The 11,759-nt window shown below is 63.8% G+C and carries 11 protein-coding genes; 5 read left to right on the top strand and 6 right to left on the bottom strand.

Annotated features, from left to right (window positions below; all coding sequences use genetic code 11):
• Positions 1-116: 116 nt before the first annotated feature.
• A complete protein-coding gene (locus BMF35_RS12225) occupies positions 117-839 on the top strand; it encodes a DUF4136 domain-containing protein (RefSeq protein WP_047007841.1) in 723 nt (240 codons plus the stop codon).
• A gap of 56 nt (positions 840-895) precedes the next feature.
• Here the strand turns inward: BMF35_RS12225 and BMF35_RS12220 are convergent, their stop codons facing one another.
• Complete coding sequence (locus tag BMF35_RS12220) at positions 896-1,774, bottom strand: winged helix-turn-helix domain-containing protein (RefSeq protein WP_052766154.1); 879 nt, start codon at positions 1,772-1,774, stop codon at positions 896-898.
• Positions 1,775-1,902: 128 nt separating this feature from the next.
• On the opposite strand from BMF35_RS12220, the gene BMF35_RS12215 reads away from it, so the two are divergent.
• The gene (locus BMF35_RS12215; RefSeq protein ID WP_052766155.1) at positions 1,903-2,430 is read left to right on the top strand and encodes a hypothetical protein; all 528 of its coding nucleotides are present in this window, start codon (positions 1,903-1,905) and stop codon (positions 2,428-2,430) included.
• Here BMF35_RS12215 and dut read toward each other — a convergent pair.
• From dut to BMF35_RS12190, 5 genes are all read right to left on the bottom strand, one after another.
• Positions 2,427-2,888: a dUTP diphosphatase gene (gene dut, locus BMF35_RS12210; protein ID WP_047007842.1), complete on the bottom strand. Its 462-nt coding sequence runs from the start codon at positions 2,886-2,888 to the stop codon at positions 2,427-2,429. The two genes, BMF35_RS12215 and dut, sit on opposite strands and share 4 nt — an antisense overlap.
• On the bottom strand, positions 2,881-4,608 hold the full coding sequence (locus tag BMF35_RS12205) for a bifunctional phosphopantothenoylcysteine decarboxylase/phosphopantothenate synthase (RefSeq protein ID WP_047007843.1): 1,728 nt from the start codon (positions 4,606-4,608) through the stop codon (positions 2,881-2,883). Before BMF35_RS12205 ends, dut begins: the two co-directional genes overlap by 8 nt.
• Positions 4,609-4,659: 51 nt before the next feature.
• Complete coding sequence (locus BMF35_RS12200; RefSeq protein ID WP_052766156.1) at positions 4,660-5,757, bottom strand: hypothetical protein; 1,098 nt, start codon at positions 5,755-5,757, stop codon at positions 4,660-4,662.
• Between the two features lie 170 nt (positions 5,758-5,927).
• On the bottom strand, positions 5,928-7,490 hold the full coding sequence (gene ubiB / locus BMF35_RS12195) for a 2-polyprenylphenol 6-hydroxylase (protein ID WP_047007846.1): 1,563 nt from the start codon (positions 7,488-7,490) through the stop codon (positions 5,928-5,930).
• Between the two features lie 4 nt (positions 7,491-7,494).
• Positions 7,495-8,238, bottom strand: coding sequence for a class I SAM-dependent methyltransferase (locus BMF35_RS12190; RefSeq protein WP_047007847.1), 744 nt, complete (start codon positions 8,236-8,238; stop codon positions 7,495-7,497).
• A gap of 56 nt (positions 8,239-8,294) precedes the next feature.
• Between BMF35_RS12190 and mutM the strand changes: the two genes are divergently transcribed.
• From mutM to dnaA, 3 genes are all read left to right on the top strand, one after another.
• Positions 8,295-9,110, top strand: a complete 816-nt coding sequence (gene mutM, locus BMF35_RS12185) for a bifunctional DNA-formamidopyrimidine glycosylase/DNA-(apurinic or apyrimidinic site) lyase (RefSeq protein WP_047007848.1) — start codon at positions 8,295-8,297, stop codon at positions 9,108-9,110.
• 446 nt (positions 9,111-9,556) lie between these two features.
• On the top strand, positions 9,557-9,817 hold the full coding sequence (rpsT, locus tag BMF35_RS12180; protein ID WP_047007849.1) for a 30S ribosomal protein S20: 261 nt from the start codon (positions 9,557-9,559) through the stop codon (positions 9,815-9,817).
• Between the two features lie 538 nt (positions 9,818-10,355).
• Positions 10,356-11,759, top strand: coding sequence for a chromosomal replication initiator protein DnaA (gene dnaA, locus BMF35_RS12175; RefSeq protein WP_047007850.1), 1,404 nt, complete (start codon positions 10,356-10,358; stop codon positions 11,757-11,759).

Here is an 11,759-nt window from a genome sequence, read left to right as displayed (position 1 = left end):
GTGGCGGTTCAATCGCGGTTCACTCGGCCCTTGATAAAACCCGCTTCATCGTGAAAATTCATGCGCGCTGGAGCGAGGGGCCTCGCGTGCTTCCACTGCTGAATGTGAGAAAAACCATGTTGAAGACCTTTTCCCTGAAGCGCAGCGCCAAGTTCGCGACGCTTCCCTTGCTGGCCATGGGCTTGGCCGCTTGCGCCACGCCTTTCCGCGCCGATGTATCGCGTTTCGAAGCGCAGCTGCCTGCACCGCAGGGGCAGAGCTTCTACGTCGTGGCAGACGATCCGGCGCTGGCGGGCGGGCTCGAATTCTCGCTCTATGCCGACCATGTCGAGGATGAGATGGAAGATCTGGGCTATGTCCAGGCCGCTTCGCCCGAAGATGCAACGCTGCTGGTGCGCTTCGACTACGGCGTCGATGACGGACGCGAGCGTATCCGCACGACCGGTGCCGGTTTCGGTGCCTACGATCCGTTCTGGGGCAGCTGGGGCACGTTCCGCCGGCCGGTAGCCTTCCGTGACCGCCGTGGCCGTACGCGCATCGCCTATGTGCCGACCCGCCGCTGGGGCTATGGCTGGCACGATCCGTTCTTCCACCGCGGGGCCGATGTGCGCAGCTATACCGTCTATACCAGCGGTATCGATTTGAAGATCGACGATGCTGCGTCGGGTGAGCGTCTGTTCGAGGGCAGCGCGCAGGCCGCATCACGGTCCGACCGCCTGCAATATCTGGTGCCAAACCTGGTGGAAGCCATGTTCACCGATTTCCCCGGTAATTCGGGTGAGACCGTGCGCATTTCGATAGCCGAGGAAGATCAGCCGGTGCGCCGCGACGAGCGGTAATCCTTTCAATCAAACGTCACGCGAAGGGCGGGCCATGGCAGCATGGTCCGCCCTAGCTATTTGCGCGCTATTTGCGCCGCAAATGCAATGGCAGCGGTGAAGACCATCGCTTCGATTGCCGCGCTCGCCATGCGCGCGCTCGTGCCAAACGTGCCGCCGCCAAGCTGGTCTAAAGCCAGCCCGGTCGTGCCGAGATCGCGCTGCAGGTTCCACAGCGTTCCGCCGAGCAGACTCCCTCCCGCAAGATGCAGTGCGAGCCCAGCCAATACGCCAAGCGCCAGGACTGTGCTCCAGCGCATCAGCGCCGGATGCGATGCGTGCGATACCCAGACCGCCGCGCCGCAGGCAGCGCCGATGATCGCGCCTTCCAGCGGGCCTGTCGCCCCGGTGATGGAGATCCCGGTGAGCAATCCGATCCCGGCCTGCGCCAGCATCGTTCCCAGCGCGGCGACCAGGCCACCGAGGGCGAGCACTGCGGAGGGTTCACCGTCGAATGCCACAAGGCCGTAGAACAGGCCGCCTGTCGCTCCGGCCAACGCCCCGGCAAGGGTGCACGCCCCGGCCAGCCGCGCGAGCGGAGCGGCAGCGTGTGCGGGGCTGGTATTTTCGCCGCCATCCGCAATCGGTGCGATGAAGCGATAGCCATGCTTGGGCACGGTCTGGATAAAGCGCGGATCGCCTGCGACATCGCCCAGCGCCTTGCGCAGCGCGCGGATGCACTGGGTCAGCGCCTCGTCCGTGACAGGGATGCCGCGCCACACTGCGCCGAGAAAGTCGTCCTTCGTGACCAGCTCGCCGCGCCGCTCCACCAGCAGCAACAGCGCATCGAAATAGCGGTTGCCCAATTCGATCTCGCTGTCACCGCGCAGCAATTGCCGCTGCGTGCGCAGCAGTGTGAATTCGCCGAAATGAATGGGGTCGCCCTGCTCGGTCATCGGTCATGATGGCTAGGCCAGCAATTGCCCGACGCCAAGCATTTCAGCCATTCCTCAGAAATTGCTCATGCCGCTCACATAGGGGCGCAGCTAGGCGCGGTCACAGATTTTATGTCAAAGGAGCCGACATGACCGATATGACAACCGCCCCTGCCCGCCGCCTTACCGGATGGCGCATCGCCGGATGGGGTAGTCTCGCCGCCATCCTCGCCATTCCCGCGCTCGCCATGCAATTTACCGAAGAGGTCGCGTGGTCTGCGGGCGATTTCTTCGTCGCGGCCTGTTTGCTTGCTCTGCTCGGCATCGGCGTGGAGCTGGCTGTACGCATGACCGGCAGCATGCTGTCACGCCTGGCGATGGCGCTGCTTGTGGCGGTGGCGGTCTTCACGATCTGGGCGACGCTGGCTGTCGGTATCGTGGGCAGCGAGCGGCAAGCGATCAACCTTGCTTTCCTCGCCATTGCCGGTGGAGGCGTGATTGCCGCTATCGCCATGCGCCGCAGGCTCGCATCGATCGCAACGCTCGGCGCGGCGGCTGTGCTGTTGACGGGTCTGGTGGCAGAACTCACCGGAACGCCCGACTGGGGCCCGGTCCTGTTCGTCGCTGTCTTGTGGTGCGTACCGGCCGTACTCGCGAAGCTGGCACGGCCTCGCTAGAGCCGTTCATGCCCTCCGGTCGAGCCGAACCCGCCCGCGCCGCGCGCGGTCTCGTCCAGTTCGTCGACCTCTTCCCATGCCGCCTGCGTCACTGGGGCCAACACCAGCTGCGCAATGCGGTCGCCGCGCTTGATGGGGAAGTTATCGTCCGACAGGTTGATCAGAATGACTTTCAGTTCGCCGCGATAATCGCTGTCGATCGTCCCGGGCGTGTTGGGCACGGTGATGCCGTGCTTCAGCGCAAGGCCAGATCGCGGGCGTACCTGCACTTCGTATCCGGCGGGGATCGCCATGGCCAAACCGGTGCTTACGGCATGGCGCGTGCCGGGGCGCAAGATCATGTCCTCTGCCGAGACGACATCCATGCCTGCCGCGCCATCGCTGGCATAGGCGGGCAGGTCCAGCCCGTGGCCATGCGGCAGGCGGCGAATTTGCACGGGTACCGCGGCGTCAGGCATCGGCGGTAAGCCTTTCGGCGACCTGTTCGATCAGCTTTGTGGCGACATCCTGCTTGGTCATCGCTTCCCAATGCTCGACCATGCCTTCGCGCACCAGATGCACTTCGTTGTCGTCCCCGCCCATCACATCGCCCGACACATCGTTGGCGACGATCCAGTCGACGCCCTTGTTCTTGCGCTTCTTGCGCGCATTCTCGACCACATCGTTCGTCTCGGCGGCAAATCCGATCAGCAGCGGCGGACGCTTGGCGCTGGCGGCCACGCCGGCAAGGATATCGGGGTTCTCCGTCAGCACGAGCGCAGGCGGGGCGGAGCCGCGCTTCTTGATCTTCGCATCGGCATAATCGCGCGTGCGCCAGTCGGCGACGGCGGCGACCATGATGGCGGTATCGACCGGCAGCACTTCGCGCACGGCTTTCGCCATTTCTTCCGCGCTTTCAACATCGATGCGGTCGACACCGGCAGGGGTGCGCAAATGGACCGGGCCGGAGACCAGCGTGACCTTGGCCCCCGCAGCCGCAGCGGCAGCGGCGATGGCGTAGCCCTGCTTGCCGCTGGAACGGTTGGCGAGATAGCGCACCGGATCGATCGGCTCATGCGTGGGCCCGGCGGTCACGAGCACGTGCTTACCGTAGAGCGGGCGCTCTTCCATCGGCATATCGGAAATCGCCTGCCCTTCGAGCGGATCGAAATCGTCGAGCGTTTCGGCCACCGGAGCGGGCGCCGCACCGGGCTCTGCCAGCGGGTTGACCGGAGCTGCCGCTTCCTCGCCCTCGAAAGGCTGCGGCGCTTCCTGCCGCGCATTGACTTCGTGATTGATCGCTTCGCGGTCGGTGGGCGGCGCAGCCTTGGCCTTGCCCTTCACCGCCATCAAATGTTCGACGCCGGTATAGTCGGGCTCGGGCAGGTCGGGGCCGGGCTCGCCGTCCGGATCATCACCGTCGAACTCTTCAAGATCGCCGTCTTCGTCCTCGTCGCCCTCGCCCTTGATCGGCGTCGTGCGCGGGATCAGGCTGGAGAGCATTCCGGCAAGACCACCCGGATGATCGGTTTCGAACTCACCCTCGTCCTCTTCTTCAGCGCCCGCTTCCACGGCGCGAAGGTAATCCTCGATGTCACGGCCCACCGCCCCGGGATCGACGCCCAGCATGTCGGCAATTTCCAGCCAGACCATTTCCGGTTCGGGCAGGCGACCGGGGCCGAACTCGCCGCAGGCCATCGCGCCCTCATCGGGCTGCATCACCCGCACGCCGGACGCTTGCAGCGTCTCGATATTGCGCTGCGTGGCGGGATGCTCCCACATCTTCACGTTCATCGCGGGCACGACCAGCACGGGCTTGTCCGTCGCAAGGATCAGCGTGGTGGCAAGATCGTCGGCAATGCCCGCGGTCATCTTCGCCATCAGGTCTGCCGTTGCAGGGCAAACGACGACAAGGTCCGCCTCCCGGCTCAGCTGGATATGGCCAATCTCGGCCTCGTTCTTCAGGTCCCAGAGCGAGGTGTGCACTTGGTTGCCCGACAATGCGGCCAGCGCCATCGGCGTGACGAATTGCGACCCGCCATTGGTGAGCACGCAATTGGTCTCTCCTCCGCCTTTCGCGATCAGGCGGACGAGCTCGCAGCTTTTATAGGCGGCGATACCACCGCCCACCACCAGCAGGATGCGGGGATTGGTCGACTTGTCCTCCCGTTCGTTCACGTCGATCTGCTCTTGGAGCATCGGTTAACCATCTCGCTCAATAGTCCAAGCTGGCCTGATCGCAAATGATGGTTAACTTTGCCTTTCACTGCGCCCGAGAGAATTGCGCAGCAATTCGCCCAAGGCTCGCGGCACGAAGGCGAGGCCCGCCACATAGGCGGGCAGCACCAGCTGCGCCCAGTAGAAATTCTCCGGCCGGGCGAACAGCGCCATGGCGGTGAAGAAGCCTGCAAACCACAGCGCGGCGAACAGGCCGATCCGTCCGCCCAGCCCGAGCCACCCAACAAAAGGCAGGATGGCGAGCGGCGCGGCGATGGTCACGGGCAGGACGAGAAAGGCCGTGAGGCGGGAGAGCGCCATCAGCGGCAACGCATAGCCCGTCATCGCATCCCAGCCCTGCGAGGCGGGATCGCCCGCCATGCGGCGCATTTCGACGAGGTGATAATGTAGCCCCATCATCGCCGCGAACAGCGCCAGAAGACCGACCAATGCGCCAGCTTCGCGCCAGCGTCTGCCAGTCACGGCAAAAGCCAACCACAGCAGCACGAAGGACACCGCAATCTCGCGCACGGCGATGGCGGCACCGGCAGCAAGCAGGCTGGGCCACCAACGCTCCGGCGTGTAAAACAGGAAGGCGAGCGTCAGCAGCATGCCTGCCAGCACCTCGTGCACCAGCCCCGCTTGCGGTGCGGCGACGGCAGCCCCGCCTAATGCCAGCATGATAAGAGCGGCGATCCGTTCGCGATCCGAGACCGTACCGGAGAGGCGCTGATGGAGACCCCATAGGCACGCCAGAAGCAGTGCAACGGAAAGATAGCGAACACCGTCCACACCAATCGCGCTGTGAAGCATGGCAAGCGTAGGCAGGCGCACGGCAACGAATGGGCGGGTCGGGTAGTTGCGCGCGCGCTGTTCATCCATCGCCGCGCCGTAATAGGGCTCGCCATCGGCGACACGCTGCGAAATGGTCCGGTATAGCGCGAGATCGCCCTCGGACGCCTCGCCGCGCGCCTCGACCTGCGCGGTTTCCGCCTGGTCGACCGGGGCGACAGCGAAAGTGCTCCATGCCATCGCGGCAACCAGTGCGGCCAGCACGGCGACCGCAGCCCAGCGCGGCAGGCGCGCCAGCGGGCGACCGAGCGATGTCCACCAGTCGAGCGGATTGGTCATCGGGCTGGTGTGGACCGAGCGGGCGCTCTGCTCAATGGCGGGCCGAAGCTATCCACCCAAAACTGCGCTCACCCTGAGCCTGTCGAAGGGTCGTCCTTTTTTGGGTGCATCGCGCTCAAAGGAAAAGCGACGCTTCGGCAAGCTCAGCATGAGCGGTGGAAGGTCCAGTCCTACCCCAGCATCCCAGCCGCCATCGCGCCCCACAGCGCCGCTGCACCCGCGCCTGCCGCCAGCACATAGCCAAGCCAGCCGCGCCGCTCTGCTTCGCGCTTGCGGCGTTCCCAGAAAAGTTCGATCTCCGGCAGCGGCACCTGCTCGGGCGCGCCGCCCTTGGGCGGGAAGCGCTCGTCGATGCGGCGCACCAGGTCCGGCAATTTCAGCAGCGTATCGAGATCGGTCTTGATACGGTCCGCAATGGCCGCTTCCGGCCCCAATTCGTCGCGGATCCAGCTGCGCACATAGGGTGCGGAGACATCCCACATATTGATCTGCGGGTTGAGCTGGGTGGCGATGCCTTCGACCATCACCATCGTCTTTTGCAGCAGCAGCAGGTGCGGCTGGGTCTGCATATCGAAATCGCGGGTGATGGCAAACAGGCCATCGAGCATCTGGCCCACGGAAAGCTCGCTCACCGGCTTGCCGCGCATCGGCTCGCCGACCGCGCGCAGCGCCGTCGCGAACTCGTTCACATCGTGATAGCTCGGCACATATTGCGCCTCGAAGTGAATCTCGGCCACGCGTTTGTAGTCGCCCGTGGTCAGGCCGTAGAGGATTTCCGCCAGCCATTGCCGCGCCCGCCGGTCGATGCGGCCCATAATGCCGAAATCGATGGCGACGATGGTGCCATCGCCCCGCACGAACAGATTGCCCTGATGCATGTCGGCATGGAAATAGCCGCTGGCGATCGCCTGTGTGAGAAATGCCAGCACGAGCCTGTTGGCAAGGTCCGGCAGATCATGGCCGGCCTCGATCAGCGCCTCGGTGTTGGAAATCTTGATGCCGTCGATCCACTCGATGGTCATCACCCGGCCGTTGGTGCGATCCCAGTCGATCTCGGGGATGGCGTATTGCTCGATACCGCGCATATTCTCGGCAAGTTCGGACGCCGAGGCGGCCTCGCGCCGCAGGTCCAGCTCGCGATTGGTCCAGCGCTTGAAATTGGCAATGGTGAGGCGCGGTCGCAGGCGCTGCGCTTCCCCGCCCATCGCCTCCAGATGCGCGGCGGCCCATTCATAGGTCGCAATGTCCTTCTCGAACCGCTCGCGGATGCCGGGGCGCAGCACCTTTATGGCGACGGTGCGCCCTTCCTTGGTGATGCCCTTGTGTACCTGCGCGATGGAGGCTGCGCCGACAGGCTCGGGATCGATATGCTGGAACAGGTCCTCGATCGGCCGTTCGAAGCTGGCCTCGATGGCCTGCTCGATCTGGGCGAAAGGAACAGGCGGCAGACTGTCCTGCAAGCTCAGCAGGTTACGCGCGGCTTCGTCGCCAACGAGGTCTGGCCGGGTCGCCAGCGTCTGGCCCAGCTTGATCGCGGCGGGGCCGATATCGCGAAAGGCCCCTGCATAATCAGGCTGCTGCGGTTGGATCGTGCCGAAGCGCGCGATACGGCACAGGCGCTTGACCGGCGTGGGCGTGTTGGGATCGTTCTCGATTCCCCGCAGCGCGCCATGGCGTGCCAGTGTGCGGCCCCATTTCAGCAGCCGGAAAATATGCGTCCCCGGACGGGTCATGCCGTCAGACCTTCCACCCGGAATGAATGTTTACCGCACCGCCAAGGATGCTCTCAACCCGCGTTCTCACGAAGCCTGCATCGCGGATCATCGCCGCGAATTCGGGCGGCTTGGGGAAGCGGCGAATGCTCTCGGCGAGGTAGCGATAGCTGTCCTCGTCATCGGCAATCGCCTTGCCGATCTTGGGCATCAGGCGGTGCGAATAGGCGTCATACACTTCCTTAAAGCCCGGCCAGTCGGTCGTGCTGAATTCCATGCAGTAAAAGCGCCCGCCATATTTCAGCACGCGCTGCGCCTCGGCCAGCGCCTTGTCGATATGGGTGACGTTCCTGATTCCGAAGACGATGGTGTAGGCATCGAACTGGCGTGCAGGATAAGAAAGCTCTTCGGCATTCTGGCGTGACCAGCTGAGCCCATCCAGCCCGCGCTCCATCGCGCGTTCGATGCCTACATCCAGCATGTCCTGATTGATGTCGGCAACGACGACCTCCGCGCCCTTGGCAGCCATGCGAAAGGCGATATCGCCCGTGCCGCCGGCCATATCGAGGATCGCTTCGCCCGGCTGGGGCTTTACCCGCCGCACGAACTGGTCTTTCCACAGCCGGTGCATACCGCCCGACATTGCATCGTTCATGATGTCGTATTTGCGCGCCACATTGGAGAACACCGCGCCTACGCGAGTGGTCTTCTCGTCCGGAGCGACATCTTCGTAACCGAAGGAGACGGTGCCATTGTCGGGATTGCTCATGCCAGCGCACTTAGGGACAATTGTCGCCCGCGCAAAGGGTGATAAAGGGTGCGGCCATGCCCGAGCTCCCCGAAGTCGAAACCACTGTGCGCGGCCTCGCGCGTTTCTTGGACGGCGCGCGGATCGAGCGCGTCGTTCTGCGGCGTCCCGATATGCGCTTTCCCTTCCCCGCAGGGCTCGGCCAGTCGCTCACCGGATCGACCGTCACCTCGCTCGGTCGGCGGGCGAAATACGGCCTTATATATACGGACCGCGCACAAACGATGATTTTTCATCTGGGCATGAGCGGGCGCTGGCGCATCGATCCCGAGGATGACGACAAGCACGACCACCTGGTGATCGAGACTGCCGACCACCGCTTCGCGCTGAACGATCCGCGCCGCTTCGGCTATGTTGACCTAGTCGGCTCAGACGCGCTGGATGGCTGGCCCGCCTTCGCCGCCATGGGGCCGGAGCCACTGGGCGACGCGCTGACAGTCGAGCGTTTGCGCGCCGCGATCCGGGGCAGGAAACAGGCGATCAAGCTGTTGCTGCTCGACCAGAAAGTGGTGGCAGGCCTCGGCAATATCTATGTGTGCGAGGCGCTGCACCGCGCCGGCATTGATCCGCGCAAGGCCGGCGGGCGCGTCTACCGCCCCGCGCTGGAAAGACTGGTGCCCGCCATTCGCGACGTTCTGGAACAGTCCATCCGCGATGGCGGCTCTACCTTGCGCGATTATGCCAGGCCCGATGGCGAGCTGGGCTACTTCGCCACGCGCTTCCTCGTCTACGGGCGCGAGGGCGAGCCTTGCCTCACCTGCGGCGAAGGGACGATCCGCCGCATCGTGCAGGGCGGGCGCAGCACGTGGTTCTGTCCTGCGTGCCAGGGGTAGTTTGTTTTGCGATCCGGTGTTTCTTGTTTTTCGCGCGCCCATCCGGGCGCGCGTCCTCGCTAGACGCGCTCCGCTACGCTGCGCGCCCGCTGCGGGCGGGCGTTCGCCCTTGCCGTCCCTCTCGGGACGGTGCTCCGCCAAGGTTTAGAAAGTTTGCGCCGTTATCGGTCGCGACCAGCGACCGACAGAGCTTAACCGGGCGACCGCAGGTGCCGCGCAGCGCAGCGGAGCGATTAGCACCGAGGACGAAAGCGCGGATGCGCTTTCGCAAACCAAAAAGCAGTGCCACCCGCACGCCCCTGTTGTAAGCGCCGGTCGCCCCATAATCGCTTGCATTTCCGCACCGGAGCGACTAACTGCGCCGCTTTCCGGCAGACAATGCCGATTCAGCTTTGACATATACGTTAGGATCACGGGCGGCCATGCCGCTCCCAAGAAGGACACACATGGCCAACACGCTCCAATCCAAAAAGCGCATCCGTCGCAACAACCGTCGCGCCGAAGTCAACGGTGCGCGCAAGAGCCGTATTCGCGGTTTCATCAAGAAGGTCGAAACGGCCTGCACCGATGGCGACAAGGGTGCCGCACAGGAAGCGCTGAAGACTGCGCAGCCGGAAATCGCCAAAGGCGTGGCCAAGGGTGTGATGCACAAGAATACCGCCGCTCGCAAAATGAGCCGCCTGAGCAAGCGAGTCGCTGCTCTCTGATTCGTCTGTCCGGCGCCGGATTCGCTACGGCGACAGGCGGCGCTACGGAACACTTAAAGAACAAAAATGGCAGAGGGCCGGCGGGTTATCCACCGGCCCTCTTCGCATGTGCAGCACTGCAATCCACGCACCTGCGGCAAGTGTAGGAAAACTCGCGATTCGCAGGACTGTCACACAGTTCTTCAATGTTTTGAGCAACTTAAACGCAAGTCTGCGGGTCACGGGTGAGTCAATGACCATTTTTTAAGTTTTTTTGACACGGCCCACTTGAGGTTCGGCCCGAGACGTTCATAACAACATCAACGCCGCAACACACGGGGTAGCGGCCTTACACAGACGAGTTATCGACGGGTGATCCGTGCGTCCATTTCGCGATGCACGGGACGGGGAAGTTTTGTCTCCTGTTCGACCAGCGCGTCAGGGGGAAAGCCGGCAGGCCAAAGACAATACGAACTGGGGTTAGAGGCACATGATTCGGGTGGGACCGCATAGCGGCGGACGCAATAATTCAACACAGCGTGAGGATAGCGACATCAACATGGAAGAACAGCAGGCGATCGACCTTGCCGCCGATTGGGCCGACATCAGTCAGGGCCTCCGCAAGGATCTCGGTCACCAGCTCTTCACCCAGTGGATCAAGCCGATCCAACTGGGTAAGCTGGACAACGATAGCGGCACGCTGCACCTCTACATGCCGACCGAGTTCTCGGCGAACTGGGTAGAAGAGCGCTACCACGACCGCCTCTCGCTCGCCTGGAAGATCGCCAGCAGCGAAGTGCGCCATATCAAGATCACCGTGCATCCGGGCCGCCGCAAGATCGCGGATTTGAACCTGCGCGGCCATGACGGTTTCGGCCACCGCGCCGCGAACGATGCGACCATGGCAATGGAATCGATCGGCGACGACGGTTTTACCGCCAGCGTGGGCCTCGACCCCAGCCAGACGTTTGCCGCCTTCGTGACCGGCAGCACCAATGTGCTGGCCAAGAATGCCGCAGAACGCATGGCCAAGGCGGAAAAGCCGCAATTCAGCCCGCTCTATCTCAAGGCCGCGACCGGCCAGGGCAAGACGCACCTGCTGCACGCCATTGGCCATTCCTATCTGCAGGCTTTCCCGCGGGCGCGCATCTTCTACTGCAGTGCAGAGCGCTTCATGGTGGAATTCGTGCAGGCGCTGAAATCGAACGAGATGATCGAGTTCAAGGCGCGGCTGCGCGGCTTCGACCTGCTGCTGGTGGACGATATCCAGTTCATCATCGGCAAGGCGAGCGCGCAGGAAGAATTGCTCTATACGATCGACGCGCTGCTGGCCGAGGGAAAGCGCCTCGTCTTCGCCGCCGACCGCGCCCCGCAGGCGCTGGACGGGGTGGAGCCGCGCCTGCTCAGCCGCCTCTCCATGGGGCTGGTGGCCGACATCTCGCCTGCCGATATCGAGCTGCGCCGCGCGATCCTGGAAAGCAAGTTGACCAAGTTTGCGCCGCTGGAAGTGCCGGCCGATGTCATCGAATTCCTCGCCCGCACGATCAATCGCAATGTGCGCGAGCTGGTTGGCGGGCTCAACAAGCTGATCGCCTATGCCCAGCTGACCGGGCAGGAAGTGTCGCTGCAGCTGGCCGAAGAACAGCTGACCGATATTCTTAGCGCCAATCGTCGCCGCATCACGATCGACGAAATCCAGCGCACGGTCTGCCAGTTCTACCGCATCGACCGCAGCGAAATGAGCTCCAAGCGCCGCGCCCGCGCCGTGGTGCGTCCGCGCCAGGTGGCGATGTATCTCGCCAAGGTGCTGACCCCGCGCAGCTATCCCGAAATCGGGCGAAAGTTCGGCGGTCGCGACCACTCCACTGTGATCCACGCCGTGCGCCTGATCGAAGACCTGCGCCAGCGCGATGCCGATATGGATGGCGATGTCCGCAGCCTGCTGCGGCAGCTGGAAAGTTAA

This window comes from Aurantiacibacter gangjinensis, assembly GCF_001886695.1.
GTDB classification, from domain to species: domain Bacteria; phylum Pseudomonadota; class Alphaproteobacteria; order Sphingomonadales; family Sphingomonadaceae; genus Alteraurantiacibacter; species Alteraurantiacibacter gangjinensis.
This window is presented reverse-complemented; position numbering and strand designations above follow the sequence as displayed.

Coding starts and splice junctions, on each gene's coding strand:
- BMF35_RS12225 (WP_047007841.1), top strand. CDS start 117: ATGTTGAAGACCTTTTCCCTGAAGCGCAGCGCCAAGTTCGCGACGCTT.
- BMF35_RS12220 (WP_052766154.1), bottom strand. CDS start 1,774: ATGACCGAGCAGGGCGACCCCATTCATTTCGGCGAATTCACACTGCTG.
- BMF35_RS12215 (WP_052766155.1), top strand. CDS start 1,903: ATGACCGATATGACAACCGCCCCTGCCCGCCGCCTTACCGGATGGCGC.
- dut (WP_047007842.1), bottom strand. CDS start 2,888: ATGCCTGACGCCGCGGTACCCGTGCAAATTCGCCGCCTGCCGCATGGC.
- BMF35_RS12205 (WP_047007843.1), bottom strand. CDS start 4,608: ATGCTCCAAGAGCAGATCGACGTGAACGAACGGGAGGACAAGTCGACC.
- BMF35_RS12200 (WP_052766156.1), bottom strand. CDS start 5,757: ATGACCAATCCGCTCGACTGGTGGACATCGCTCGGTCGCCCGCTGGCG.
- ubiB (WP_047007846.1), bottom strand. CDS start 7,490: ATGACCCGTCCGGGGACGCATATTTTCCGGCTGCTGAAATGGGGCCGC.
- BMF35_RS12190 (WP_047007847.1), bottom strand. CDS start 8,238: ATGAGCAATCCCGACAATGGCACCGTCTCCTTCGGTTACGAAGATGTC.
- mutM (WP_047007848.1), top strand. CDS start 8,295: ATGCCCGAGCTCCCCGAAGTCGAAACCACTGTGCGCGGCCTCGCGCGT.
- rpsT (WP_047007849.1), top strand. CDS start 9,557: ATGGCCAACACGCTCCAATCCAAAAAGCGCATCCGTCGCAACAACCGT.
- dnaA (WP_047007850.1), top strand. CDS start 10,356: ATGGAAGAACAGCAGGCGATCGACCTTGCCGCCGATTGGGCCGACATC.